Here is a 24,566-nt window from a genome sequence, read left to right as displayed (position 1 = left end):
CCCCACTTGACGTAAAGGGAGAGAACTTTTATTATTTAAAAGAGAAAGGAGTGACCTGTGTATTCTAGAGTACAATGATAGATATATTAAAGAAAGAATTTAAATCATACCCAATAAATGAATTGTTTAAAATTGAGGGAGGATTTAAATACAGTTGCTGGGATCCAGGGTTCTAATGATAAGAATAAAATATGACAACCTAGACTTAACCCAAAAAGTAGTGTTTAGTCAGTTGGATATAATTTTTAGTTTTCGAATTAAGTCTTAGTTGTCATACTATAATATGCAGAAGGTTTAACCTTCGTCTTCGGTGTTTTCGCTCTCTAGCTTTTGTCTAAGTTCTTTTATTTTCAATTGATTCTCTAAAGTCTCAATCGTCCTTTCATCTTCAGTCTTCACTAGTTTATTCAATATGGAATCTATATCCCCAATTGGAATGGAATCAGTTTTCCCATTAAAGGATAGAATTGATCCAAGTCCAGGATGAAGCTTAAATGTGAATTTTTTTAGTTTAGAAGGAGCCCCAACCACAATTCCTAACTGGGGAATGGGTAATTCTTTTGATTTAATAGTTTTATCTCCTTTCAAAATCCTTATTTCAATATTTTTTGGGATTCTATAAAAGAAGCTTCCTGTGATTGTTTCAGATTCATCTTTTATAGCTTGTATTTTTGTTGCAATGGAATCTGTAAACTGTTCTAAGCTATTTAAAGTTATTGAAATTGCCTTAGAATTTTTTCCGTCTAGATTAACTTTAGATGCAAAAATTATGTTTGTCGAATCGGGACGAGTGTTGTCCATTTCGTAAATCCTCCTTAAGCCGTTATTTTCACTAATTCTAAATAGCTCTTGTTTTTTAGTTGGATATTTGTAAACGGATTCGGGAGAAATCTCAAAAGACACTGTTTTTGTAGTTATTTTCTTGTATCCAGTGAAATGACTAATTAGATTGTTTTCAATTTCGTCCAATTTGTCAAGTCTGAATTTCAATTGTTCATTTGAAAGGGTTGCTGATACTTCTAGAACAGCTAATTTTTGCTTCTGAATTTGACCAATTTCTTGAATTATTAATTTTATTTTTCCAGGGTCACATTTACTGGGGGGTACTAATCCTGGTGCTGTAGGGCCTAATGATCCTCCAGGTACAATTAGTTTAGAAACGATCCCTGCAATTGAAGAGGTGAAGGGAATAATTTGACTTTCGATTTTTTGTGATCCTGAAGTTAATTCTCCTTGTTTATTGTACTCTAAACTAAAATCTGTTTTATTTAGGAAGGATTGATTGATTTTCAATTTGTATATCTTAGTATCATCTAAATATACTTTAGGTGTGACTGTCACGTTTTCGATTGAATAGACTGTCTTTTCCTTCTTATCATCGATAATTTCATTTTCATTGAAACCTAAACTTTTTGCACATTCCCAGTACTTGCCTTTTTTATAGGAGGTTTGTTTTATTTCAAATGAAACAGAGATGTTGTTTTTAGGCAAGGCATAATAGAAGCCATTTGACGTTTTTTTGACATCATTAAGAGGTACTGTATTCACACTACTGCATGCGGATAAAATGAGCATTAGTAAAATTGAAAATCTAAAATTCATTTATTTAAGTATTTGAGAGTTAATGAAGTTGCTAGAAGCATTTGAAGTATCCATGGTAGGATAAATATTGTATAGATAAGATTTATCCTTGATTTTGCTGAAGAATTTATTGTAGTCTCCTTTAAAATTCCCATTGTTCCAAATTCGAGTAATAACCTTTGAAAATGTATCCGAAGGAATGGCCATACCATCACTAGATGAGCTTAGATAAATTAAGTCTAGTGTAATAATTCGGTCCAGTTGAGCTTTTAGATTAGGTTTGAGAACCTTAAATTTATCAATCTGAGGTGTGTCCAAAAAATTGTATGAATTTTTATATGTAAAATCAGGTAACTCTGGTCTCATTTTGTAAGAGGTACCAGAATTACATGCATCAATAATCATTAAAACCCGTGGACTATTTCTATTTTGTAGTAATATCTCATATAGTTCATCATCTTTTACTTCCCGGTCACGGGTGACAAATGTTTCATCCAATCCATCTAGTTCCAGATCCCAATCATTAGGGTCGTCAATCACTTGGCCTCCGTGGCCGTAGTAATAGATGACTAAGAAATCATCTTCTTTTAAAGGGGACAGACTCTCTTTTATAGCTTCTAGAAATTCTGTACTATTTGGACTATCTAATTCTTTTATGTTGAATTTCTCTTTCTTTAGAATATTATTTATTCTTGATATGTTAGATGATGCAAGACTCGTTGCCGTATTACTATATAAATGAGAAAGATTAGTTGTTGTCATGCCTATTAAAAGGGCATTTTTTTTTTGTGTGTAGGTTTGATTTGAAATGTTAGAATCATTAAAAAACAACAGCAAGATGGGTATAAAAATTATAACCTTCATAATACATTATGTAGTGTTTAATTGTAATTGTGAAGGATTGGAGGAGATATAAATATAGGTATTATCCTGACAATGTAAAGAAAATATCTATAACCATCTGAATTATTTTTGGTCAGGACCAGAAACTTCATTAATGGAAAAAGTGAACATATATGAGCAGGGGTGAGGCTCTACCCGGCAGTAGTAGGACCATATACTAAAGGGAAATGACTTTCAAATAGGGTATGGGGGGGCTGTTTCCAAGGAGTTTCCAGGAGATTTTCAAGATCCCACCAAAATTCACTGTCTATAATCTGATTTCAGGTGTTTGAGCTAGCGATATGTATGTTGGGAGTTTTGGCGGCATTTAAAGGGAATAGCTAGATTGTTCTAATCCACACTAATTTATTAGCATAAGTATAGGTAAGTTCTGGTTCGTGAGTATTGGGAGCTTCAGGATTTTGAGGATATGGAGGATTTAGCGGATTACCTCTGCATGGCATTAATCGGCTTAGAAAAAGCCGTTTAGCTTTCCTGTGAATCCTGTGAATCCTGTGAATCCTGTGAATCCTGTGAATCCTGTGAATCCTGTGAATCCTGCAATTCCTCCAGGTAGGTGTTAACGTAATGATCATGCTTTTCATGATGAATAAGACCTTTATTGACAAAGTCTCTTATGTACCCTTGGGCTGTTTTATCCTTAATCATCAATGCCTTTGCAGTGTCAGCGTATTGATTTCGGTTAAAGGATAGGGGTAATGATTGGAGGAACTTTTCCTTCTGGTTAGGTCGTTTACGTATCGTTTTATCCGCCGGAAGCTCTCCAAATACTTTTGCAGAATGCCTGAATAAAACTTTTACCATCAATAAGATGTTGTCAAAGTCTGTGTCATCACATTCGATTTGCTCACTAACTTCCCCATTGTCCATGGTTCTCAAAGCTGTAAAAACCATACATATTCTATAGGCGATTAAACCTAACCTTCTTATGGTGGCCATATACTGTGCTCCCTGCAACCATAGAAATTGTTCTTGAATCTGACTAAAGAACGCGTTAAATTGTTTTTGTTGATCTTGGGTTAAGCATATTTGGATTTCCTGACCTTTATTCATTGCCCTATAGTACTTATGGTATTCTAGGCCTATGCTTTTAAAATATTCCTCTACACCTTGTTCAGTATTGCTTTCAAAAACATCTTTCCAGATGGGCCGTACCTTCATGGAATAAAACATAAACCGACTGAAAAGGCCATTTTCTGCGTTAGGAATTAGGGCGGTCACTTGTTTTGGTGTTCCCGAAAGAATAGTTGATAAGCGAGGGGATTCAATATCCATGTATTCGCGGGCGGTTCTGCGATAATAAGTAATCGTTTCATGGTGAAAAGCCTTTCTGAATCCATCCGAGTAATTTCCATAGTCACTTTTGAAGGCTTGAACCATTGTGTCTCCCTCAGTTTCAAAAATGAGTCCTTTCCCCTGATTCTCACCAAGTATCTGGTATACCCCGGTAGAGCTGTTGTTGGCGGGAATGAATAGCATTCTTTCTGGGGGGCTGGTAGGCTTTTTTTTGTCTTCCCTGTGTTTGCCGGTGTTGTACTCCGCCATTTCTTTATCGTATTCTTGCATCATTAACTTCGACATTTCTCTTAGTTCCTTGTGTATAGGATCTACTAATAACCGGCATAATTCTAGTCTGCCTTTACCTGCGGCGGCAGGAGCCGAGACAAACAGGTATAGGTTGGTATATACCTTTTTATCACCATAAATACCATAAATCCAAGGCATGGATGCGCTTAATGCAACAACAGCGCCCAATAGGAGAATATCTTTTTCTTCTCTGGAAAAAGCCACGTTGGTCACGGACCTTAAAAGGTTAGGCAGACTTTCGAAGATAGTGTCTGGGAAATTTGGTACGCTTCCTTTTGAACTTACAGTGTCTTGTAAGCCTTTTGGAAAACGAATACCACCTTTCTTAGCAAGATAAATTAGTGTACCAAGACTTACCCCTTTTCCATGAGAGTTTAGACATTGATCATATTGTTTGTTGCACTCTTCAGGGGTGTAATTCGGGTAAAAACGGCTAATTCTGTGATACTTATCTCTTCCTGTTTCGCCAAATGTATCGGAAATTATGAATCCTATATTTCTCCAATCCTCATAGTCTGCTGTTATATCGAGGCTGAGTAATTCTATCTCCTGGATGATAACTTCGACCTTTTCTTTTTGTGCATCCAATCCCTGATCAACAAGAGTAGCTTTTGTCTTTGCTTTATTGGGTGTCTCTAACCAAGAGGATGGGTTAAATTTCTTCTTATTCATGGTTTATTCTTTTTGGGTTGATATAAACATTAGGGTCATGAGCTAAAAAGCATGCTCTGGATATATCCTTTCCGGATGGGTCCACATCATATCCATAGGTGTACTTTAGGTAATTGGTAACTGCTCTGTAGTAGTTGGGATGGTCTACTGCAGATAGATCAACAGTTATAACCCACTTTAAGCCATTTCCAGAAGGTGAAAGGAATAGTAATTCAGTTTCAAAATAGGGATCCTTTAGAAGATCTGATTTCACCTTGGCTGGGTTTTCTAATAAGTCGAAATCTAAAACCATAAGCCCAGAATGCATTTTCAAGTCTGCTTCTGATCGTGAGGTAAACGTACCGGAAAAGGTGACATAATCAAGGTTGGATTTCCGCTTTCTTGCCGTTTGTGACTCTTTTGTCTTTCGAAGATTGCTGGTTTGCTGCTTATAGGTTTCTCCCTTAATTAGGTTGTATATATCCAATAACCCTATTTCCCTGGTGGGTTTGGTATTGGATATAGGACCCTTAAAAAAGCTAAATACGGGCTGATTTATATCATTTGCGAAGGTAATATCGTCGCGGGATTCGTTATAATCTCTAGGGTTTTCCTTTGGAAAGGAAGCTGATGGTGTGTTTTGATATGACTTTTTCATAACTTAAGCTTACCTTTATTGGTTAGGTATTCATCTGCTTGGTTGGTGATGTCGCCGCTAGTAAAGCTGGGATTTCGCAGTAGCCATAGGTCTAATTCCGATCTTTTGAAGTAGAGCCGTTTGCCTCTAGGGCAAAAGTGTGGTATTGCTTTTTTGCTTGTTAGCTTATACAAGTGACTTTGGCTGCAGCCAATGTAGAGGCAGGCTTCACTAAAGTTAAGCACCTCTTTTTTTAGAAGATTCTGCTCTTCGAGCATGCGCTCGATGGTTTCGAGCTTTTCAATAATACGATGATGTTTTGCCATTTTGTTACGTATTTAAGGTTGAACAATTTGAGTGTGTTCTTTTGTTAACTCCGAGAAGAACACAGGTTCGGAGTGAACTACGTAACAAAGAGAGTTGGTAATGAAAAGGTAATTACCTGGTAACGCTACTTTACCATTATTACTTAGTCATATTTTTCATATCGACCTCATAATGAGTTGGTTTAGCACTGAATTTTGTTTTAGTTGTTTTAGTAGAAATGTCCTTAAACTGGGCGAAAACAAGATGGATGAAATCAATGAAATAGTCTCTTACCGGCCGGGTGGTGTATAATTCCTTATGAATCAAGTAAAAGGTGTACCTTATATACTCTGAAGTGACGCCAATTTGAGGGATAGATTTAACCTTTTCAGGAACACTACAATGCTCTATCAAATGATCTACATAGTGAAGTAGCCGCAGGTAGTCTTCGCCGGCCATTATTTTTGTGTTCTTTATATTGTCACCAGAAAAGAAATTAAGGTACTTACGTGCTATTTCTTTTTGATTTTGAAGACTAACCTTTTCCAACTTGACCTTAGGGTTTAATAGGCTGGAGTTGTTTTTAAGCAGAGTTGCTGTGGTGGAGAATACTTGAGAAGGATGATCTTTGTACAGGGCCTTTTGAAAATTCACCCAACGTTGCAGGAGCCGGGGAATGGAATAGTTACCCTTAAATTCATCCAGATCCTCTAAGGGCAACTTGGTCAGTGTTTGGGAAATCTCTTCCAATTTATTCATTCGTTCATAGCCATACACAAGAGATTTAACTTCCTTCTTGTATGATTCTATATAGGGTTTAACCATGTGGGGGCTGAAATCCGGTGAACAAAGGTCTTCGAAATGGTAAGAATTGTTTCTATTAGATGAGCCACGTAGGAATATCAAGTTTTCCAGGGCCGTAATCGTTTCTTGGAGTGGTTTGTAGAGCTTTCCCTTTTTATGGAGTTCATATGCATCCTTTAGTGTCGCAATTATTTCTGAGCCTTTGAACATATCTTTATGAGTATATCTTTTAGCTTTCATTTTGCAAAAAGTCGTTTGGCTCTGCAGGCGTAACATTTCAGGAGAGGTTTTCTGCAGGAGGTCTTCGTACAATTCAGTTTCTGACCTCCCATATCCATTGAGGATTTCACTATAGGATCCAGTAATCATCAGATATAGTTCTTTTAGTGTAAACTGTACCATATCGAAAATATAATGGGTATTCATTTGGATGCGGTCGGTTTCCGATTCCTTTCCTGTTGGCTGATAGAAAGGAATGTCCTGGTTAGGAAGTTTTTTAAGAGCTTTTGTAACTGTGGTTAACAGGCTTTCTATCTCGTTCAATACTTTTATTAGATGAAGCCTGGTATCTTTTAAGGAGTGTGACTGTTGTGCCTGATTGTCTATTTTGCTGATAACCTCAGCCTTCTCACGAAGAATTAAGTGGGCATAGTACGCAGTGGTGTCATTAAAAGCGGGGTATTCCACTCCTATTATTGGGGTGAAAATCTCATCTTCAGTAAACCCAATTTCTATTGTATTTCCTTCTGGGTCAAAGGTTAGATTTATCTCCTGATTAGCAGATAAAAGTGGATGTTCAGAAAGGAATTTCCCTAGTTGCTTTAGGAATCTCCTGGGGCTTTTTACCGTTGTATTTAGCGCTAACTTGTTACAGAAATAGCTTTCACTCCGGTTATCCCCGATGTATGGCCGTAGGTCCCCGGTGAGGATTTCATTAAAAAGAGTCAATATCATTATAGGTCTAGTTTGATTTTGTTAGCGGCTTCTTTTTTCTTCTCGTCTATGATATTTGCGTAGACCTGGGTCGTTTTAAGCTCTCTATGTCCCAGAAGTTTTGAGACCGTATAAATATCGGTGCCTGAAGAAAGTTGTAATGTGGCATAGGTATGTCTTGCACAGTGAAAGGTGATGTTCTTTGAGATACCGGCCTTTAAAATCCATTGTTGAAGTTTGAGATTATACCATGCAGAATACTTTAACCCTTTGAATACTCTTTCTTCATCTTCCTGTCTTTCCCCCAATAAGCCGAGTGCTTGTTCTGAAATAGGCAGGGTTTCAGCTCCCTTGGTCTTCTTTTGCCGGAACCGGATATGGTGCTCAAGCTCATTTGAATACTGAACTTCAGACCAGATCAACTTGTTAATATCAGACCATCGCATACCGGATAAACATGAAAAAAGGAAGGCATTTTTAAGAAGTGGGATTTCACATTCGGTGTTAGCTACTGTTTGTAATTCTTCCTTTGTTAGGAACTCCCTTTGCGGTTCATCCTGTTTAAAGGCGGCTACACCTTCTGAAGGATTACTTGCGAGTATCTCATCCTTAACCGCTTGTTTCAAAGCAGTCCGGAACTTGTTGAAATAAGAGTACTTGGAATTTTGAGATAATCCTTTGTTGCTCTTAGTGCGAGCCTCCTTGTCCAGGTAATTTTTGAATCCTTCGACAAATTTTCTATCGACTTCAGCTATGGTAATACCAAACGGGATATAGGCTTTTAAGTGCTTTAGCATACTATCCCAGTTACCATAATTTCCTTTACTGTCTATCTTCTTCTCGGTAAGGTCTGCTATATAACTAATAAAGCTACTCTTTAAAGTTCGGTCGTCTCTGAAGCCGTATACCTTGTTCTGTGCTTCAAGAAGTCGCTTGGCTCTTACTTGTTCCGCGAGTAGCCTGGTTGCTTTGTTTGCTTCTCTTTCCTCTTTTGTTTTTGGATTGGGTTCCAGGTAAAGCTTGAGATATTCCGTCTTACGTTTACCCTGGTGGTAGTAATCCAGGTAAAGACTTGTTTTACCTCCCTGATTCCGCTCTCTTAAAGTGACTTTCATCCTGCTTTGATTACAATGATCTTGGTGGAGTAGTATGTTGTTAGCAACAGATAAATCTCATTTAGCAACAAACTAGAAACTAAATTAATGCAAACAAAAGCAGATTAGCAACAAAAAAGAGAAATAAATAATCTTCTAATGTCAGTAAAAGAAGGTGTTAGAGTAATAAAGGAAGATACATTACTTTCCGATACAGAAATTCGCAAAAATGTTCCCCAGAAGGACATCACTAGATATTTCCCCGGTGATCTCCCCAAAGTGGTATAAGGCCTGACGAATATCGATAGCGAGCAGGTCTCCCGGCAGTTCGGCCTCTAAACCTTCTCTTACCCTGTCGATCTCTTCTAAAGCTTTGAGAAGGGCGTCGTAATGCCTGGTATTGGTTATAATGGTCTCATTATTGCGAAGGGCTCCCGTATTGATGAATTCCAGTAGCTTATCCTGCAGCAGATCGACACCCGTTCCGGTTTTGGCCGAGAGGTGAAGGGCTTCCGGGATCTGTGCCGATACCTTGTCCAGTTCTTCGTTCGAAAGCACATCGATCTTGTTGGCAATGATCACCAAATGCTTTTGTGGATACTTATTTTTGATCTTCCCGATCTCGGTGATGATGGTATCCAGGGTGCGGCCATTGGGACCGGTTTCGCCCTGCAGACTTTTCTTGACGGTTTCACAGTCGAAAAGGTAGATCACCACCTGAGCCTTTTCGATCTTTTCGAACGTGCGCTGTATCCCGATACTCTCTACCACATCTTTGGTCTCCCGAATCCCGGCCGTATCGATAAAGCGAAATCCTATTCCGCCGATCACCATTTCATCTTCGATGGTATCGCGGGTGGTTCCTGCAATATCACTTACAATAGCCCGCTCTTCCTGAAGCAAAGCATTGAGCAGTGTCGATTTCCCTACATTTGGCTCGCCGACGATGGCTACCGGAATACCGGTCTTGATCACATTTCCGGTGGCAAAACTGTCGATGAGCTTTTTTAGGACATTGCGAATACGCTCCAGGAGCTTACCAAATTCATCCCTGTTAGCGAATTCCACATCCTCCTCAGCAAAATCGAGTTCGAGTTCGATCAGGGAAGCGAAGTTCATGAGTTCATCCCGCAACTTGGCCAGCTCATTGCTGAATCCGCCCCGCATCTGTTGCATAGCGATCTGGTGGGCCGCCGCATTGTCTGAGGCGATAAGGTCGGCTACTGCCTCTGCCTGGCTCAAGTCCATTTTGCCATTCAGAAAGGCTCTGAGGGTAAATTCCCCGGCATCGGCCATACGACACCCCGCTCTCAGGAATAACTGTATGATCTCCTGCTGGATGTAGGGAGAACCATGACAGGATATTTCCACCACATCTTCTCCGGTATAGGAATGCGGATTCTTAAAGAGTGATACCAATACCTCGTCTAAAACCCGCTCTCCATCTACAATATGTCCCAGATGTATGGTATGGGTCTTTTGCGCGGTCAGGTCTTTCCCGTGGATGGAACGAAAATGTTTCCCGGCAAAAGCAATAGCCTTTTTTCCTGAGATCCTGATCACGGCAATGGCCCCTGCTCCTGAAGGGGTGGCTAAGGCAATTATGGTATCCTCTATATTCATTTCAAAATTTTCAACAAAAATACGAATCTGAGAATAGAATAGTAAGCCGATAATTTACTGAATGTTAAAACGACTATTATAGTAAGTTAAATCGTGTTAAAAACTTGTGTAAGAGCTTCTTTGTCTTATATTAATTACAGTAAACTTAAAAATGAAAGAAAGATTTATGGATTATTTAAATTTAGACAAGAATAAAACTGAGAAAACCGTTTACGAAATCAACGTACTGTTGGCCGATTATCATTTGTACTATCAGAAGTTGAGGAATTTCCATTGGAATATCACGGGAAGTAATTTCTTTGAACTCCATGAGAAGTTTGAAGTGATGTACGATGACGCCAAGATTAAGATCGATGAATTGGCCGAGCGTATTTTGACCTTAAGGCATCGTCCGGTAAGTAATCTCTCTGAATATATGGAGATCTCCAATCTGAAGGAATCGCCATCTGACCTTACCGATGTGGAAATGATCGAAAGACTACTACGCGACCATGCCGTTATACTGGGGCAAATGCGTAAAGTGGTAAATGTTGCAAATAATGGTGGTGATGAAGGTACCATCGATCTGATCGGAGCTTACATCAGGGAGATGGAGAAAACGTCATGGATGCTCGATGCGTGGCGTATGAAAACACATGAAACATTAAAAGTAAACTTATCTTAATACCATCTGAATGAAAGAACAACTTTCCCGATTCTGGGATACGTTTAAGAGTGAGGTAGGTTCATGGCTGGATACGCTGGTCGTGAACCTACCTGATTTTTTGATGGCAGGCCTCGTATTCCTGGTATCCTATATCGTTTCCAAGTATGTCAATAAGCTAATGTTAAAGATCCTTGGGCGTACCTCCCTGCAACTCTCTGTAAAACGTATGGGAGCTAAGCTGGTTTCTGTACTGGTGATCCTGTTCGGACTCTTTCTGGCCTTGGGTATCCTTGAATTGGATAAGATGCTCACCTCGCTTCTTGCCGGTGCCGGGGTAGCAGGTCTGGCCGTTGGTCTGGCGTTACAGGGTGCACTCACCAATACCTTTTCGGGAATTACCCTTTCATTTGTTGAATACCTTAAATTAGGTGACTGGGTAGAGACTAACGGATTTACAGGAGAGGTGGTCGATCTTAATTTACGCACCACTACCTTAAGGCAAATAGACAACAATATGGTTTCCATACCCAATAAGCTGGTGATCGAAAACCCCATGAAGAATTATTCGGTAACAGCGCAATCCAGGGTGATCTTAACTTGTGGTGTAGCCTACAATTCAGACCTGGAGCAGGTGAGAGATGTTGTTAAAGAGGCCATTATTTCCAATTTTGATGCGGTAACCTCAGCTTCTGAGATCTTGTTCTTTTATACCGAATTCAATGATAGTTCGATCGATTTTGAGGTGCGATTTACCATTAATTCTACCTCCGGACTAGAAATCCTTAAGGCTAAAGGAAAGGCCATCATTGCCATTAAAAAGGCATTCGACCAAAACGGTATCGTTATACCATTTCCTATACGTACGATCGATTTTTCTAATCCTATTCCGGAAACAGGTAAACAGGTAGACGGGTAAACGGGTAGACGTGGAAACAGGGAATTGAAGCTTCAGACAATAAATTTTGGATTTTGAATTGCGGAATGTTGATTTCATACCCGCATACCCGTGTTATCCTCCATAGCTTTAGCAAAGGAGGACATCACTGTTCTGTAACATTTCCCATACTTTTGCGTCATATCATTGTAAACCATCAATCAAAGCACAAAGCATGGAAAATCAAATGAGTTTAAAAAGAGTAGACAACCAGTTATTAGTGATCACCCATTTAACCCAGTTATTGGATTATGTTACAGGATTTGGCGGATTCATTGTTCCGCTGGTGCTGTGGCTCTCCAATAAAGACAGGGTATTGGATATGGATGAACACGGAAGGTCTATTATGAACTTTCAGATAAGTGTTTTCATTTACTGCCTTATAAGTATCCCTTTGATCCTGCTCTTTGGCCTGGGTATTCTATTGCTTATAGCCATTGGGATCATGGCCTTTGTTTTTCCTATTGTTAATGCCATTAAAGCCTCTAACGGAGAAGAACCTTATTATCCGTTAAGTATTAAGTTTTTTTAGAGTAAAGAGGTAAAGAGGTGAAGTTTTTGTATAACTGCGTCGTCCTCCATAGCTTTAGCGAAGGAGGGCATAACCTCATAACATAAAAAAACCCGCGATAAGCGGGCTTTTCTATTTATGGTAACTTCTTGTGCTTAGTTGTTCAGCATCACCGGCATAACCAGCATGGTAATGTGCTCGCCTTCATCAAGAGCATCTGATGGCGTAAGGATACCCGCACGGTTCGGAAGGCTCATTTCCAAAGAAACTTCTTCAGATGCCAGGTTGTTGAGCATCTCCATTAGGAATCGTGAGTTGAATCCGATCTGCATATCGTCTCCCTGGTAATCGCAGGTAAGGCGCTCTTCAGCCTTGTTGCTGTAATCGAGGTCTTCTGCAGAGATATTCAATTCTGCACCGGCGATCTTCAAACGAATCTGATGAGTCGTCTTATTAGAGAAGATCGATACCCTTTTTACTGAGTTAAGCAGCTGTACGCGATCAATGCTCAGACGATTTGGGTTTTCCTTAGGGATCACCGCCTCGTAGTTTGGGTATTTACCGTCGATAAGGCGACAAACCAGTTCGATGTTCTCAAAGGTGAACTTGGCGTTGCTCTCGTTGTATTCGATGGTTACTTCATTCTCAGATCCTGCGAGGATGTTCTTAAGCAGGTTCAAAGGTTTTTTAGGCATGATGAATTCTGCCACCTCTGAGGCCTGTACATCCTGACGTTGGTATTTAACCAGTTTGTGAGCATCGGTAGCTACGAAGGTAAGGTTCTCAGGAGAGAACTGGAAGAACACGCCGCTCATTACCGGTCTGAGGTCGTCATTACCGGAAGCGAAGATGGTCTTACTGATCGCAGTAGCCAGGATGTCTCCAAGAATAGTTGTGGAGCTTGGATCTGCGAGCTCAATAGTGTTCGGGAATTCAGCTCCATCGGCATATGCAAGCGCATATTTACCGTAGTTCGAGCTGATCTCTACCGTGTTATTGTCTTCAACTACGAAAGTAAGAGGTTGTTCCGGGAAGGTCTTTAAGGTGTCCAGCAGTAGTTTTGCAGGAACAGCGATGCTTCCCTGAGAATCTGAATCTACTTCCAGAACAGCACTCATGGTCGTTTCCAGGTCGGATGCAGATACGGTTAGTTTGTTGCCGTCCAGTTCAAAAAGAAAATTGTCCAGAATGGGCAGGGTGTTACTGCTGTTAATAACACCACCTAATACCTGTAGTTGCTTAAGCAAGTACGAGCTTGATACAATAAATTTCATCTAATCTGTTGTTTTCTAACACTTACAAAGATATCCTAATTGGTTATTAATTTGAAAATAACTTATTAACATTTAACGGCTGTAGCGACGTTTTCTGAAGTAGGTGAACAGGATCCCGGCCAATAGGGTCAAAATTGCTGGGATTCCAATATTTACAAGCTGCCAGCGCGTTTTTTCATCATAGGCCTTTTGCTGATCTATAAATGGCAAGCTCACTTTTTTCTCCCTAATGTTTATAAGTCCGCTTTCATCTAAAAGGTAATTAACGCAATTGAGCAGGAACTCCTTATTGCCGTAAAAATTGTTGGTCCACTTGTCGTAGCCCAGTTCCAGCGGATTGCCATTCTGGAGGTCGTTGCGGATCAGATCGCCATCGGCGATCACGATCATGGCACTTTCTTTTCCCGAATCTTTATATTCCACAAGCGAAACCGGTTTCACCCTGTTTCTGTAGACTGAAGTGAATGCTCCTTCCATTAATACGGCCAGTGGCATACCGCCTTGGTTGAAGCTTGCCTTATCCGGTTCCTGTGTTACCGATTCCAGGCTCACCACCGCAGGTGCACCAACCGGTTTTGACAGTGGAGAAGAGGTGAGTAATACCTCCTTCCTGATACCATTCTTTAGCGTGTCTATAGGGTTGGCGAACTGCATACGTACGGCTTCGATGTTCGTGTTTATGGCGTGATCTTCTTTGGAGAATACCATAGGATGGTATAGCCACGGAGCCGGGTTGTATTGGGTTTGTGTTCCAGATCCGGTGGCCAGAACGATCTGCGTAAAGTAAAGGTCGCTTACCAATGCCGGGTTGATACGCACTCCGTAAGAGAAGAACATATCGTCCAGGTTAAGGTCGGTGGGCAGCGCAATGGCTTCTCCTTGATTCTTATACAGGCTGTCCATGGTCATGGCAACCTTATCTACCAACCAAAGGCTTTTTCCTCCGTTCATGGTGAATTGGTCGAGCACCAATTTATCGGTTTCCGAGAAGGCTTTCGAGGGTTTCGCTACGAGGGCAAGGTCGAAGACCTTTAGCTGCTCCAGGATCACCTCTGCATTTTCGGGGTTACTCTCCAGTTGGAAGGGAGCGAGATCGTAATAGTCGCCCAGCGAGGCCAGGAAATCGGCAATAAAAATATCATCCAGCTCCCCGTGGCCCTTGAGTACGGCGATCTTTTGCTTGTTGGTGATACCAACTTTTACAAAGGCATCGGCAAAGGCGTATTCCAAATGCTGAACAGAGTTGATCACCCGCTCTTCTGCAGTGGCTCCCAAGGTATTCTTCATCAGTGCTACCCGTACGGTACGCGCGCCATTATTAACAAGTGCCCATGGGAAAACCAGTTCCTGGGAAACCTTACTTCCTTCCCCGGTAGTGACCGAAACAGGGGTAAGTCCCATAGCCTGGAGGTTTGCCATGGTTTCTTCTTCGTTATCCTCACGGGGATCAATGAAGTTGAAATAGATATTGCGGTTCTCTCTTTGAAATTCGATGAGTAACTGACGCGTTTCTGACCTTAGTTTTCTAAATTCTGCCGGAAGATCGCCTCCCAGGAATACATCCACATACACCTTGTCTTCTAACTCAGAGGCGGCGTTAATGGCAGATTTGCTCAGGGTGTAGCGTTGGTCTTTGGTAAGGTCGGCCCGTATCCCGCTTAAACCGGCCAGGTAGTTCACCAGCAATAGAACGATAACGAGAACGGCTATGGCCGAGGTCTTTCTTAGGGTTGAGTTCATGGTCGGCATCATTTTTTCAGAAATGTGGCAGTTAAGGAAATAAACAGAACGGTAATACTGAGAAAGTACACCAGATCGGCAAGGCTAAGTACGCCACGGCTTATACTTTCAAAATGATATTTTATCCCCAAAGGGGCCATCCATACCAATGCCGGATCCAATCCGGAAATACTATGTGGCAGAAACAGCAGGGCGAAACAAAGGGTAGCTGCCAGGATAAAAGCTACGATCTGGTTATTACTTACCGACGAAGCGAATACCCCTGCAGCGGTAAAGGCTCCGGCAAGAAATAAGAGTCCGGTATAAGAACCGATAATGCTTCCGGTATCGAGGTTCCCTGGAGGATTGCCTAATATATAAACCGTATAGACGTAGAGCAGTGTTGGGATCAGCGTAATGACTACCAACAGGAAGGCTCCCATGAACTTCCCGAGTACGATGCTATTAATGCCAAGAGGTTTGGTAAGCAATAATTCGAGGGTGCCTAATTGCCGCTCATCGGCAAAGGTCCGCATGGTAATGGCAGGGATCAAAAACACAAAGATCCAGGGGGTGATCTCAAAGAAAGGGGTTAGATCGGCAAATCCGCTATCCAGAATATTAAACGGGCCTTTGAATACCCATAAGAACAACCCGGTGATCACCAGGAAAATTCCCATAACAAGGTATGCGATGGGGGAGGTGAAGAAGTTACTGATCTCTCTTTTTAAAATAGCAAGCATAGTTGGCAGTATTGAGGCTTAAATATAATTACTTAAGGTAAACTTTCTAAACGGTTAACGCTCCAGGCCTCGGGACGCCTGTTAAATCCGAGCTTGGTACGGCTCCAGATCTCCTTAAAAAGTTCGGAGTTCCGGTATTGCTCCAAACTTTCTTCAGCATCCCAAAAACTATAGGTAAAAAATTGGCAAGGGTCGTTCTTATCGCGGTACAATTCAAGGTGGCGGCACCCGGGAAATTGTCTTATATGGTGTTTGTCCGATTCGAAATGTTCCAGGAAGGTTTCAATAAAATCATCCCTGAACCCTAGTTTTACGATCCTTATGAACATCAAATAAATTTTAGGGTAATGGAATCCCTGTAGTTTAACCCCAAAAGACTTGAGGCCCCACCTACGGTTTCCAGGTTACTTTTATAAACGGCGATCTCGATGAGTCCTGAGGAATTAAAGATGGCCAGCTTCTCGCCATCGGCATTGCGCTTGCTCTTTTCAGAGTTAAAGTTTACCACATCGCTGTACTTTTGGTGAATATTGCTGAATTTGTGATTACGCGCCCAAAGTTCAAAATCGCGCCCTTTGCGGTATTTATCAAAGATCTTCCTGGAAATATTGGTGATCACATTACCGTAGTTGTCGATATAGATAACGGTTCCGCTTATTTGGTCTTCGGAGGTATTGATCACGGGGGCAAGGCCTTTAAGAACTTTCATGGATTCAATGCGCTTTCCGATCACTTCCGGTTGTCCGCCACGGGCGAGGTGTGCTCCAACCTTTACAAAGACATCAAGCACCGGGAAAATACCTTCCTGCACCCGGTCGTGGATATTGATCTCTACCATTTTTTCAGGAACAACTTCCTGTGCCAGGAAAGAGAGAATGCCATTATCTGCTCCCACAAAATGGTGGCCATCAATGGTCACCGCAATATGACGGTTCTCCGGGGTGAGTTCAGAATCGACCCCGATGATATGTACGGTACCTTTGGGAAAGGTCTTGTAGGCATTTTTTAGAATGTAGGCCGCTTCGGTGATATTGAACGGACTCACATGATGTGAAATATCAACAATTACCGCTTCCGGTAATTCACTGTAAATATACCCTTTAATGGCTCCTACAAAGTGGTCGCGTATCCCAAAATCTGTAGTCAGAGTTATGATTGCCATTTATAAATTGTTGATATGTTTTTGAATTGAGAAATGCTTTTTTGCTTAAGTTTGTTTAGGACCCTCATGAAGATCACAACTGTGAACAAACCTAATAAAAAGAATACGATTATTTAATTCTGGTTTGAACTTTATTGGGTATTCTTGATAATTATCCACCAAAAAAATGAAAGCCCTTGAACGAACTCATCATCGAACTCTCAGAAATTAGCCCGAAAGAATTTTTCGGTCCGCAGAATGTCAATATCCAACTGCTTAAAAAGTATTTTCCCAAGCTTAAGATCGTTGCCCGTGGAAATAAGATCAAAGCCTATGGCGATGAAGAAATGCTAGAGGAGTTCGATAAACGGTTTGACATGCTCGCTGCTCATTTTGGTAAGTACAATACCCTGGATGAAAATGTGATCGAGCGTATTCTTACGGCCGATGCCCGGGAAGAAGAAGCAGATCAAAAGCATCTCGATGCCGAGGTATTGGTGCATGGCGTGAACGGTAGGTTGATCAAGGCACAAACCCCGAACCAGCAGCGTTTGGTAGAGCTTATGAAAAAGAACGATATGGTCTTTGCTATTGGCCCTGCAGGAACCGGAAAAACCTACACCGGGGTGGCCCTGGCAGTAAAAGCCCTCAAGGAAAAGCAGGTAAGGCGTATCATTCTTACCCGTCCTGCGGTAGAAGCCGGTGAGAACCTCGGGTTCTTACCCGGTGATCTCAAGGAGAAGCTGGATCCATATATGCAGCCTCTCTACGATGCGCTGCGCGATATGATCCCGGCAGAAAAGCTTACCAATTTCATCGAGAACGGAATTATTCAGATCGCTCCCATGGCATTTATGCGTGGGAGAACCCTTGACAATGCCTTTGTTATTCTCGATGAGGCCCAGAATACCACCCATGCCCAGATGAAAATGTTCCTTACCCGTATGGGAAAGAACGCGAAATTCATGATCACCGGTGATCCGGGGCAGATCGACCTACCAAGAAGGGTGATTAGCGGACTCAAAGAAGCTATCCTCGTACTCAAGGATGTCGATGGGGTGGGCATGCTCTATCTCGATGATAAGGATGTGATCAGACACCGCTTGGTGAAAAATATCATCGCAGCTTATAAGAAGATCGAACACGCTAATAGCTAATGGGCACCATGACTCCGTTGTTCAGAGACTTTTTTAGAAAAGATCGTCCGTGGATGGTGATCTGTGGCGGACTTTTACTTTATACCTTCTATGACATTTACGATCATATAAGCAGACCAGGATCTACATTTGTGGCCAACCCCGTTATGTGGATCGTGTTTTCTCTGGTATCGTTGATTACCATTATAGTCCTGATGTTTTTGGTATCCCGTCTCCTAGATCTTGTTTTTAATGGTTATCAGGTAGTTAAAGAGGTGTTGGGATTGTTCGTAGCGATAAGCTTTCATATTCTGATCAGTGGTCCTGTATATAATGCACTTTTTTGGCCGGCAGACCAGTTGATGTTCAGTTTTAATATTCCTGCCATTCTGATGCTTTGTGGTATCTATTTCTTTTTCAGGATCGCTGTGTTTAACGGGGTCAGGTATTTTATGAAAAGAAAGAAAGGAATCGCAGGATAAAAGAGAATAAGATTATCTTTGAGCCGTAATTCATTCTAATACTTTATGAGCAATACCATTACTGCAACCGATTTTAATTTTCCCGGACAAACAGCTGTTTACAGAGGAAAAGTGAGAGAGGTGTATTCTCTGGATAATGACCTCCTTGTAATGATCGCCACCGATCGGCTTTCTGCATTTGATGTGATCATGCCTAAAGGAATCCCGTACAAAGGGCAGATTTTGAACCAGATCGCTACGAAAATGATGAAGGATACCGAAGACCTGGTGCCTAACTGGTTAATGGGGACACCCGATCCTAACGTTGCTGTAGGTAAGCGCTGTGAGCCTTTTAAGGTAGAAATGGTTATTCGCGGATATATGTCGGGTCACGCTGCCAGAGAATATAAGGCAGGAAGACGCACACTTTGTGGCGTGCCCATGCCGGAAGGAATGAAAGAGAACGACAAATTCCCGGAACCGATCATAACGCCTGCAACTAAAGCAGAACAAGGAGATCACGATGAAGATATCTCTCGTGAAGACATCCTGAAAAGGGGAATTGTTTCTGCTGAAGATTACGCGGTTCTTGAAAAATATACAAAAGCCTTATTTAAAAGAGGTACAGAGATCGCTGCAAAACGCGGACTTATCCTTGTAGATACCAAATACGAATTCGGGAAAACTGCCGACGGTGAGATCGTGTTGATCGATGAGATCCATACGCCCGACTCATCCCGCTATTTCTATGCCGATGGTTACGAAGAAAGACAAGCCAGAGGCGAGGCTCAAAAGCAATTGTCTAAAGAATTCGTGAGACAATGGTTAATAAGCAACGGTTTTCAGGGGCTTGAAGGACAACAGGTGCCGGAGATGACCGATGAATATGTGACTTCTGTTTCTGAGCGCTATATCGAGCTCTATGAAAAGATCACCGGAGAAAAATTTGAAAAAGCCGACCTGTCAGATATTGATAACAGAATTGCGAATAATGTAACGCGTTACCTTAAAGAGCTGTTATAAACGCAGAGTTCTGTTTAGAGAAAATATGCTAAATACCCCGTTGTTCGGGGTATTTTTTTTGCAATAAACTTAAGTTTCTTGTTTATTTGAGAGGAGAGAAGAAGGCCGTGTTCAAGATCACTTCTTCTAACTTAACTACCATTAACCAAAGCATTTATGAGTAACTACCACATTAAGAATCTGGAAGAGTATTACCAGATATATAGAAAATCGGTTAGAGATCCAGAGAATTTCTGGTCAGAAATAGCAGAAGAGCACTTTACCTGGCGAAAAAAGTGGGATCGTGTTCTGGAGTGGGATTTTAAGAAGCCCGAGGTAAAATGGTTTGCCGGTGGGAAATTGAATATCACAGAGAATTGTATAGATCGTCATTTGCTTACCAAAGGTGATAAAACAGCCATATTGTGGGAGCCGAATAGTCCGGATGAGCCTGCAGTCAAGATCTCCTATAAAGAACTTCATGAGCGGGTGGGGCGTTTTGCCAATGTGCTCCGTGAGCAGGGTATAGCAAAAGGCGACAGGGTGTGTATTTATTTGCCCATGATCCCCGAACTGGCTATTGCCGTGCTGGCCTGTGCGCGTATAGGCGCTATTCATTCTGTAGTTTTTGCAGGATTTTCTTCTACGGCCCTGGCTACGCGAATAAACGATTCAGATTGTAAGATGGTGATCACTGCCGATGGAGGGTTTCGTGGAGCGAAGACCATAGGCCTTAAGGCTATCGTAGATGAAGGGCTTACCCAGTGTGATGGAGTAGAAAAGGTGCTTGTAGTAAAGCGTACCGGAGAAGATGTTCATATGCATAAGGGAAGGGACCTTTGGTTGCAGCCATTACTCGATGAGGCTTACAGCCGTTGTGATCCGGAGGTTATGGATGCAGAAGACCCTTTATTTATTCTTTATACTTCAGGATCAACAGGCAAACCAAAAGGCATGATGCATACTTGTGGGGGGTATATGGTGTATAGTGCTTATACGTTCAAGAATATTTTTCAATATAAGGATGATGATGTCTATTGGTGTACGGCCGATATAGGATGGATTACCGGGCATAGTTATATTGTTTACGGTCCCCTGGCCAATGGGGCGACCACCCTGATGTTCGAAGGGGTGCCTTCGCATCCCGATTACGGACGCTTTTGGGAGATCGTAGAAAAACATAAGGTAAATCAGTTCTACACCGCACCTACGGCTATTCGTGCCCTTGCTAAAGAAAAGCTGGATTATGTTGACCGGTATGACCTGTCGTCCCTGAAGGTTTTGGGAACGGTTGGGGAGCCTATTAACGAAGAGGCATGGCACTGGTATAATGATAACGTAGGGAATAATAAATGTCCTATTACAGATACCTGGTGGCAAACGGAAACAGGGGGTATTATGATCGCACCGATTCCTTATGCAACACCAACGATCCCGACCTATGCTACGCTTCCTCTTCCGGGAGTACAACCTGCATTGATGGATGAGAAAGGAGAGGAGATCAATGGGAACCTGGTGAGCGGAAGGCTTTGCATTAAATTCCCTTGGCCGGGTATGGCGCGTACCATTTGGGGTGATCATGAACGCTATCGTACGACCTATTTTTCAGGTTTTGAGAATATGTATTTTACCGGTGACGGAGCCCTTCGGGATGCCGTTGGGTACTACAGGATCACAGGTAGGGTAGATGACGTGGTGATCGTTTCCGGTCATAACCTTGGTACCGCACCTATTGAAGATGCGATCAATGAGCATCCTGCTGTTGCAGAGTCGGCTATCGTTGGCTTTCCGCATCCGGTTAAAGGTAATGCCTTGTATGGTTTTGTGATTCTGAAGGAAGTAGGAGAGAGCAGGGATCGCACCAACCTGAGTAAAGAGATCAATCAGCAGATCACAGAACACATAGGTCCTATAGCCAAGCTCGATAAGGTGCAATTCGTACCAGGATTGCCTAAAACCCGAAGTGGAAAGATCATGAGGAGGATCTTACGCAAGATCGCCTCCGGTGACGATTCTTCCCTGGGAGATATTTCTACGCTACTTAATCCTGAGGTCGTGGAGGCTATTAAGGAAGGGGTGATCAAAACGTGATCGGTCTATGCTTATTCTTTTAAAGAAATATAACGGTAAAGCTCCAGGAGGTAATCCTTTTCAAAAGGGATCATCTCCTTGTGCTGCTCCGGTTGCTCTTGCATGACTTTGAACTGGCTTATGGGAAACCATTTCACCTGAGCAACTTCTTCTTTTTGCAAGGTGAATGCAGTTAAGGGCAGATCCAGTTTTGTGAAGTAAATATGATGAAATTCCCTGTCGGTAAGGGTTTCAGAATGTTTGATCTCTGATCTCAGAATGGCGATAAGGTCAAGGTCTGCAGTATCGATGGTAATTCCGAGTTCCTCTTCACATTCTCTTACTGCGGTTGCCAAAGGTTGGTCGCCTGCGCTAATATGGCCCGCCACAGACACATCCCATTTTCCCGGAAAGGTTTTCTTTTGCAGCGCCCGTTGCTGTAATAAGAGTTCTTGTTTTGAATTACCGATCCAAAGGTGAACGGTAGGGTGAAAAAGTCCTTTTCGGTGTGCTTCCGATTTAAGGACTTTTTCACCTGTCGGACTCCCTTCAGAAGTCCATATGTCTACCCATTCATCCATAGATCTTATTGAAAGTAGCTGAAGTTGTGATGAGGCTTGATCTGCAGGATACTCTCATAGATGAGTTTGATCACATTTTCCACATCGTCACGGTGTACAGTTTCTACAGTGGTATGCATATAGCGCAGTGGCAGTGAGATCAAAGCTGAAGGAACTCCTCCGTTGCTGTATGCAAAGGCGTCAGTATCGGTCCCGGTGAATCGGGATGAAGCCAGGCGTTGGAATGGGATCTTCTTCTTATTGGCTGTTTCGATAATGAGTTCCCTGAGTTTGTTTTGTACTGCTGGTGCGTAGGTGATCACAGGTCCCGCTCCGATCTCGGTGTGTCCTTCTTTTTTCTTTTCGATCATCGGGGTGGTGGTGTCATGGGTTACATCGGTAACAATAGCCACGTCTGGTTTTATGGTATGAGTGATCATTTCTGCCCCGCGTAACCCGATCTCTTCCTGTACGGAGTTGGTGATGTAAAGGCCAAAAGGCAGTTCCTTTTTGTTTTCCTTTAAAAGCCTCGCTACTTCAGCGATCATAAAGCCGCCCATTCTGTTGTCTAAGGCGCGACAAACAAATTTGTCCTTGTTGAGGATAAAGAATTCATCAGGATAGGTGATCACGCATCCTACGTGTACCCCGAGTTTTTCAACTTCTTCCTTGTCTTTGGCTCCTATATCAATAAAGATATTATCGAGTTTGGGAGCTTGTTCTTTTTCATCTTTCCTGGTATGAATGGCCGGCCAGCCAAACACACCTTTAACGATGCCTTTGTCGGTGTGGATGTTTACCACTTTAGAGGGTGCGATCTGGTGGTCGCTTCCTCCGTTTCTGATCACGTAGATGAGTCCGTTGTCGGTAATGTAGTTCACATACCAGGAGATCTCATCAGAATGTCCTTCGATAACCACCTTGTATTTGGCTTCAGGATTAATAACCCCAACCGCTGTACCGTAGGTGTCGGTAATAAAGGTGTCTACGTAAGGACGCAGGTAGTCCATCCAGATCTTCTGTCCTTCCCATTCGTAACCGGTAGGAGAGGCGTTGTTGAGATAGCGCTCCAGGAATTTCATGGAGTCTTTATTCAGGATACTTTTCTTAGCCATATGTGTTGTATATTAGGTATTCCACGAAATTAAGAAATTCACATAGATTTAATAAGGCCTCCCGAAGTTATTTCCTATTTTTGAAAGAGCTCAAATCTACATCTCTTGCGTACCTGTTTGTTTATTATATCGACCCTTATTTTTGCGGTATCTTTGGCCCAGGAGTCGCCTGCGGATACACTTGCAAAGCAGCGGGATTCTGTCGAGAAGCAATATTTTTTCTTTGAGGGCGATTCGCTCCCGAGGACGTCGATAGAGTTAGAGCCTGTTTTTATTTTCCAGCCGCTTCACTTTGATAGCTACAATGCCAAAAGACGTTATTATATATTAAGAAGAAAGACGCTTAAGGTGTATCCTTATGCGAAAATGGCTGCCGACAGGTTGACGGAGCTTAATGAGCGCCTGAATCAGATTGAGGGGAATGCGGCCAGAAAGCGCTACACAAAGATCATTCAGCGATATATTGAAGAGGAATTTGCGGCAGAACTGAAGAAACTCACGCGAACAGAGGGACAGATACTGGTAAAATTGATCTACCGGCAAACCGGGATCACGGCTTTCGATCTGGTAAAAGACCTTCGAAGTGGTTGGCGTGCATTTTGGTACAATACGACGGCCGGCATGTTCGATATTTCCCTAAAGGAAACGTACGAACCGGGTAATGTACATGAAGACTACCTTATTGAAGATATATTACAGCGTGCCTTTGCAGTAAATAAGCTGGAATTTCAGCCCACAGCCTTGGGTTTTGATTACGAGGATCTCACTAACAAGTGGACTTCCAGTGATTTACAGCCAAAATAGTTGGACGGTAAGTATATTTTTTCTTATCTTTAAAGTCCGCTTTTATCAAACCTACTACTATAAGCACAATGAGCAAACGCTCATTTTTTCTGTGACATCATTGTAGAAATTAAAAAGACCTTTCCGGTTTTTGCATCAATTTATTGCTGTAAGAAGCTGATAATGAAAGGTAATCTTTTCGGGGGTGCTTTTTTTTAAAAAAAAGAGTCCTGAATAGTTGTCGGGATTAAAAAACCCGTCTTATATTTGCACCCGCTTTAAGGGATAAGCGCTCTTGTAAAAGGGCCTTGAACTAGGGTAAAAGTTCTTTCACAAACGGCATGATTTTTCA

At 41.9% G+C, this 24,566-nt stretch carries 23 protein-coding genes; 8 read left to right on the top strand and 15 right to left on the bottom strand.

Annotated features, from left to right (window positions below; translation table 11 throughout):
* Nucleotides 1-294: 294 nt before the first annotated feature.
* From IS446_RS09835 to mnmE, 8 genes are all read right to left on the bottom strand, one after another.
* Nucleotides 295-1,602: a DUF4831 family protein gene (locus IS446_RS09835; protein WP_203060263.1), complete on the bottom strand. Its 1,308-nt coding sequence runs from the start codon at nucleotides 1,600-1,602 to the stop codon at nucleotides 295-297.
* Nucleotides 1,603-2,445 (bottom strand): caspase family protein, encoded by an 843-nt coding sequence (locus IS446_RS09830; RefSeq protein ID WP_203060261.1) that lies wholly within the window; start codon nucleotides 2,443-2,445, stop codon nucleotides 1,603-1,605.
* A gap of 504 nt (nucleotides 2,446-2,949) precedes the next feature.
* A complete protein-coding gene (locus IS446_RS09825; RefSeq protein WP_203060259.1) occupies nucleotides 2,950-4,743 on the bottom strand; it encodes a DUF3987 domain-containing protein in 1,794 nt (597 codons plus the stop codon).
* Complete coding sequence (locus tag IS446_RS09820) at nucleotides 4,736-5,380, bottom strand: BT4734/BF3469 family protein (RefSeq protein WP_203060258.1); 645 nt, start codon at nucleotides 5,378-5,380, stop codon at nucleotides 4,736-4,738. Before IS446_RS09820 ends, IS446_RS09825 begins: the two co-directional genes overlap by 8 nt.
* Complete coding sequence (locus IS446_RS09815; RefSeq protein WP_203060256.1) at nucleotides 5,377-5,685, bottom strand: helix-turn-helix domain-containing protein; 309 nt, start codon at nucleotides 5,683-5,685, stop codon at nucleotides 5,377-5,379. The genes IS446_RS09820 and IS446_RS09815 overlap by 4 nt, the downstream gene beginning before the upstream one ends.
* Before the next feature lie 139 nt (nucleotides 5,686-5,824).
* Complete coding sequence (locus IS446_RS09810; protein ID WP_203060254.1) at nucleotides 5,825-7,423, bottom strand: hypothetical protein; 1,599 nt, start codon at nucleotides 7,421-7,423, stop codon at nucleotides 5,825-5,827.
* Nucleotides 7,423-8,517, bottom strand: a complete 1,095-nt coding sequence (locus IS446_RS09805; RefSeq protein WP_203060253.1) for a site-specific integrase — start codon at nucleotides 8,515-8,517, stop codon at nucleotides 7,423-7,425. Before IS446_RS09805 ends, IS446_RS09810 begins: the two co-directional genes overlap by 1 nt.
* 180 nt (nucleotides 8,518-8,697) lie before the next feature.
* Nucleotides 8,698-10,119 carry a tRNA uridine-5-carboxymethylaminomethyl(34) synthesis GTPase MnmE gene (gene mnmE / locus IS446_RS09800; RefSeq protein WP_203060251.1) on the bottom strand — a complete coding sequence of 474 codons (1,422 nt, stop codon included), beginning with the start codon at nucleotides 10,117-10,119 and terminating at the stop codon, nucleotides 8,698-8,700.
* 166 nt (nucleotides 10,120-10,285) lie between these two features.
* Here mnmE and IS446_RS09795 point away from each other — a divergent pair, with 166 nt between their 5' ends.
* The 3 genes from IS446_RS09795 to IS446_RS09785 all read left to right on the top strand — a co-directional run bounded on the left by IS446_RS09795 (nucleotide 10,286) and on the right by IS446_RS09785 (nucleotide 12,231).
* On the top strand, nucleotides 10,286-10,783 hold the full coding sequence (locus tag IS446_RS09795) for a Dps family protein (RefSeq protein WP_203060249.1): 498 nt from the start codon (nucleotides 10,286-10,288) through the stop codon (nucleotides 10,781-10,783).
* Between the two features lie 10 nt (nucleotides 10,784-10,793).
* Nucleotides 10,794-11,681, top strand: coding sequence for a mechanosensitive ion channel family protein (locus tag IS446_RS09790; RefSeq protein ID WP_203060247.1), 888 nt, complete (start codon nucleotides 10,794-10,796; stop codon nucleotides 11,679-11,681).
* 193 nt (nucleotides 11,682-11,874) lie between these two features.
* Nucleotides 11,875-12,231 (top strand): DUF4870 domain-containing protein, encoded by a 357-nt coding sequence (locus IS446_RS09785; RefSeq protein WP_203060245.1) that lies wholly within the window; start codon nucleotides 11,875-11,877, stop codon nucleotides 12,229-12,231.
* A gap of 134 nt (nucleotides 12,232-12,365) precedes the next feature.
* On the opposite strand, the gene dnaN is transcribed toward IS446_RS09785, so the two are convergent.
* From dnaN to IS446_RS09760, 5 genes are all read right to left on the bottom strand, one after another.
* The gene (gene dnaN, locus IS446_RS09780) at nucleotides 12,366-13,484 is read right to left on the bottom strand and encodes a DNA polymerase III subunit beta (RefSeq protein WP_203060243.1); all 1,119 of its coding nucleotides are present in this window, start codon (nucleotides 13,482-13,484) and stop codon (nucleotides 12,366-12,368) included.
* Nucleotides 13,485-13,556: 72 nt separating this feature from the next.
* A complete protein-coding gene (gldG, locus tag IS446_RS09775; protein WP_203060242.1) occupies nucleotides 13,557-15,224 on the bottom strand; it encodes a gliding motility-associated ABC transporter substrate-binding protein GldG in 1,668 nt (555 codons plus the stop codon).
* Between the two features lie 8 nt (nucleotides 15,225-15,232).
* Nucleotides 15,233-15,946 carry a gliding motility-associated ABC transporter permease subunit GldF gene (gldF, locus tag IS446_RS09770; RefSeq protein WP_203060240.1) on the bottom strand — a complete coding sequence of 238 codons (714 nt, stop codon included), beginning with the start codon at nucleotides 15,944-15,946 and terminating at the stop codon, nucleotides 15,233-15,235.
* A gap of 32 nt (nucleotides 15,947-15,978) precedes the next feature.
* Nucleotides 15,979-16,275 carry a putative quinol monooxygenase gene (locus IS446_RS09765; RefSeq protein WP_203060238.1) on the bottom strand — a complete coding sequence of 99 codons (297 nt, stop codon included), beginning with the start codon at nucleotides 16,273-16,275 and terminating at the stop codon, nucleotides 15,979-15,981.
* Complete coding sequence (locus IS446_RS09760; RefSeq protein ID WP_203060236.1) at nucleotides 16,275-17,108, bottom strand: SAM hydrolase/SAM-dependent halogenase family protein; 834 nt, start codon at nucleotides 17,106-17,108, stop codon at nucleotides 16,275-16,277. Before IS446_RS09760 ends, IS446_RS09765 begins: the two co-directional genes overlap by 1 nt.
* Before the next feature lie 176 nt (nucleotides 17,109-17,284).
* Between IS446_RS09760 and IS446_RS09755 the strand changes: the two genes are divergently transcribed.
* From IS446_RS09755 to acs, 4 genes are all read left to right on the top strand, one after another.
* A complete protein-coding gene (locus IS446_RS09755; protein WP_203060235.1) occupies nucleotides 17,285-18,244 on the top strand; it encodes a PhoH family protein in 960 nt (319 codons plus the stop codon).
* Nucleotides 18,244-18,705 (top strand): hypothetical protein, encoded by a 462-nt coding sequence (locus tag IS446_RS09750; protein WP_203060233.1) that lies wholly within the window; start codon nucleotides 18,244-18,246, stop codon nucleotides 18,703-18,705. Before IS446_RS09755 ends, IS446_RS09750 begins: the two co-directional genes overlap by 1 nt.
* A 45-nt stretch (nucleotides 18,706-18,750) precedes the next feature.
* A complete protein-coding gene (locus IS446_RS09745; protein WP_203060232.1) occupies nucleotides 18,751-19,707 on the top strand; it encodes a phosphoribosylaminoimidazolesuccinocarboxamide synthase in 957 nt (318 codons plus the stop codon).
* 156 nt (nucleotides 19,708-19,863) lie between these two features.
* Complete coding sequence (gene acs / locus IS446_RS09740; RefSeq protein WP_203060231.1) at nucleotides 19,864-21,777, top strand: acetate--CoA ligase; 1,914 nt, start codon at nucleotides 19,864-19,866, stop codon at nucleotides 21,775-21,777.
* Between the two features lie 11 nt (nucleotides 21,778-21,788).
* On the opposite strand, the gene IS446_RS09735 is transcribed toward acs, so the two are convergent.
* Nucleotides 21,789-22,337: an NUDIX hydrolase gene (locus IS446_RS09735; RefSeq protein ID WP_203060230.1), complete on the bottom strand. Its 549-nt coding sequence runs from the start codon at nucleotides 22,335-22,337 to the stop codon at nucleotides 21,789-21,791.
* Nucleotides 22,338-22,342: 5 nt separating this feature from the next.
* Nucleotides 22,343-23,431: a M42 family metallopeptidase gene (locus IS446_RS09730; RefSeq protein WP_203060229.1), complete on the bottom strand. Its 1,089-nt coding sequence runs from the start codon at nucleotides 23,429-23,431 to the stop codon at nucleotides 22,343-22,345.
* 105 nt (nucleotides 23,432-23,536) lie between these two features.
* Between IS446_RS09730 and IS446_RS09725 the strand changes: the two genes are divergently transcribed.
* Nucleotides 23,537-24,235, top strand: coding sequence for a DUF4294 domain-containing protein (locus IS446_RS09725; RefSeq protein ID WP_394370963.1), 699 nt, complete (start codon nucleotides 23,537-23,539; stop codon nucleotides 24,233-24,235).
* The last annotated feature ends 331 nt before the right edge of the window (nucleotides 24,236-24,566 follow it).

Source organism: Robertkochia sediminum (assembly GCF_016786255.1).
GTDB classification, from domain to species: domain Bacteria; phylum Bacteroidota; class Bacteroidia; order Flavobacteriales; family Flavobacteriaceae; genus Robertkochia; species Robertkochia sediminum.
This window is presented reverse-complemented; position numbering and strand designations above follow the sequence as displayed.

What these genes read in the sequence shown, in the direction of transcription:
- IS446_RS09835 (WP_203060263.1), bottom strand. Translation starts at nt 1,602, where the DNA reads ATGAATTTTAGATTTTCAATTTTACTAATGCTCATTTTATCCGCATGC.
- IS446_RS09830 (WP_203060261.1), bottom strand. Translation starts at nt 2,445, where the DNA reads ATGAAGGTTATAATTTTTATACCCATCTTGCTGTTGTTTTTTAATGAT.
- IS446_RS09825 (WP_203060259.1), bottom strand. Translation starts at nt 4,743, where the DNA reads ATGAATAAGAAGAAATTTAACCCATCCTCTTGGTTAGAGACACCCAAT.
- IS446_RS09820 (WP_203060258.1), bottom strand. Translation starts at nt 5,380, where the DNA reads ATGAAAAAGTCATATCAAAACACACCATCAGCTTCCTTTCCAAAGGAA.
- IS446_RS09815 (WP_203060256.1), bottom strand. Translation starts at nt 5,685, where the DNA reads ATGGCAAAACATCATCGTATTATTGAAAAGCTCGAAACCATCGAGCGC.
- IS446_RS09810 (WP_203060254.1), bottom strand. Translation starts at nt 7,423, where the DNA reads ATGATATTGACTCTTTTTAATGAAATCCTCACCGGGGACCTACGGCCA.
- IS446_RS09805 (WP_203060253.1), bottom strand. Translation starts at nt 8,517, where the DNA reads ATGAAAGTCACTTTAAGAGAGCGGAATCAGGGAGGTAAAACAAGTCTT.
- mnmE (WP_203060251.1), bottom strand. Translation starts at nt 10,119, where the DNA reads ATGAATATAGAGGATACCATAATTGCCTTAGCCACCCCTTCAGGAGCA.
- IS446_RS09795 (WP_203060249.1), top strand. Translation starts at nt 10,286, where the DNA reads ATGGATTATTTAAATTTAGACAAGAATAAAACTGAGAAAACCGTTTAC.
- IS446_RS09790 (WP_203060247.1), top strand. Translation starts at nt 10,794, where the DNA reads ATGAAAGAACAACTTTCCCGATTCTGGGATACGTTTAAGAGTGAGGTA.
- IS446_RS09785 (WP_203060245.1), top strand. Translation starts at nt 11,875, where the DNA reads ATGGAAAATCAAATGAGTTTAAAAAGAGTAGACAACCAGTTATTAGTG.
- dnaN (WP_203060243.1), bottom strand. Translation starts at nt 13,484, where the DNA reads ATGAAATTTATTGTATCAAGCTCGTACTTGCTTAAGCAACTACAGGTA.
- gldG (WP_203060242.1), bottom strand. Translation starts at nt 15,224, where the DNA reads ATGAACTCAACCCTAAGAAAGACCTCGGCCATAGCCGTTCTCGTTATC.
- gldF (WP_203060240.1), bottom strand. Translation starts at nt 15,946, where the DNA reads ATGCTTGCTATTTTAAAAAGAGAGATCAGTAACTTCTTCACCTCCCCC.
- IS446_RS09765 (WP_203060238.1), bottom strand. Translation starts at nt 16,275, where the DNA reads ATGTTCATAAGGATCGTAAAACTAGGGTTCAGGGATGATTTTATTGAA.
- IS446_RS09760 (WP_203060236.1), bottom strand. Translation starts at nt 17,108, where the DNA reads ATGGCAATCATAACTCTGACTACAGATTTTGGGATACGCGACCACTTT.
- IS446_RS09750 (WP_203060233.1), top strand. Translation starts at nt 18,244, where the DNA reads ATGGGCACCATGACTCCGTTGTTCAGAGACTTTTTTAGAAAAGATCGT.
- IS446_RS09745 (WP_203060232.1), top strand. Translation starts at nt 18,751, where the DNA reads ATGAGCAATACCATTACTGCAACCGATTTTAATTTTCCCGGACAAACA.
- acs (WP_203060231.1), top strand. Translation starts at nt 19,864, where the DNA reads ATGAGTAACTACCACATTAAGAATCTGGAAGAGTATTACCAGATATAT.
- IS446_RS09735 (WP_203060230.1), bottom strand. Translation starts at nt 22,337, where the DNA reads ATGGATGAATGGGTAGACATATGGACTTCTGAAGGGAGTCCGACAGGT.
- IS446_RS09730 (WP_203060229.1), bottom strand. Translation starts at nt 23,431, where the DNA reads ATGGCTAAGAAAAGTATCCTGAATAAAGACTCCATGAAATTCCTGGAG.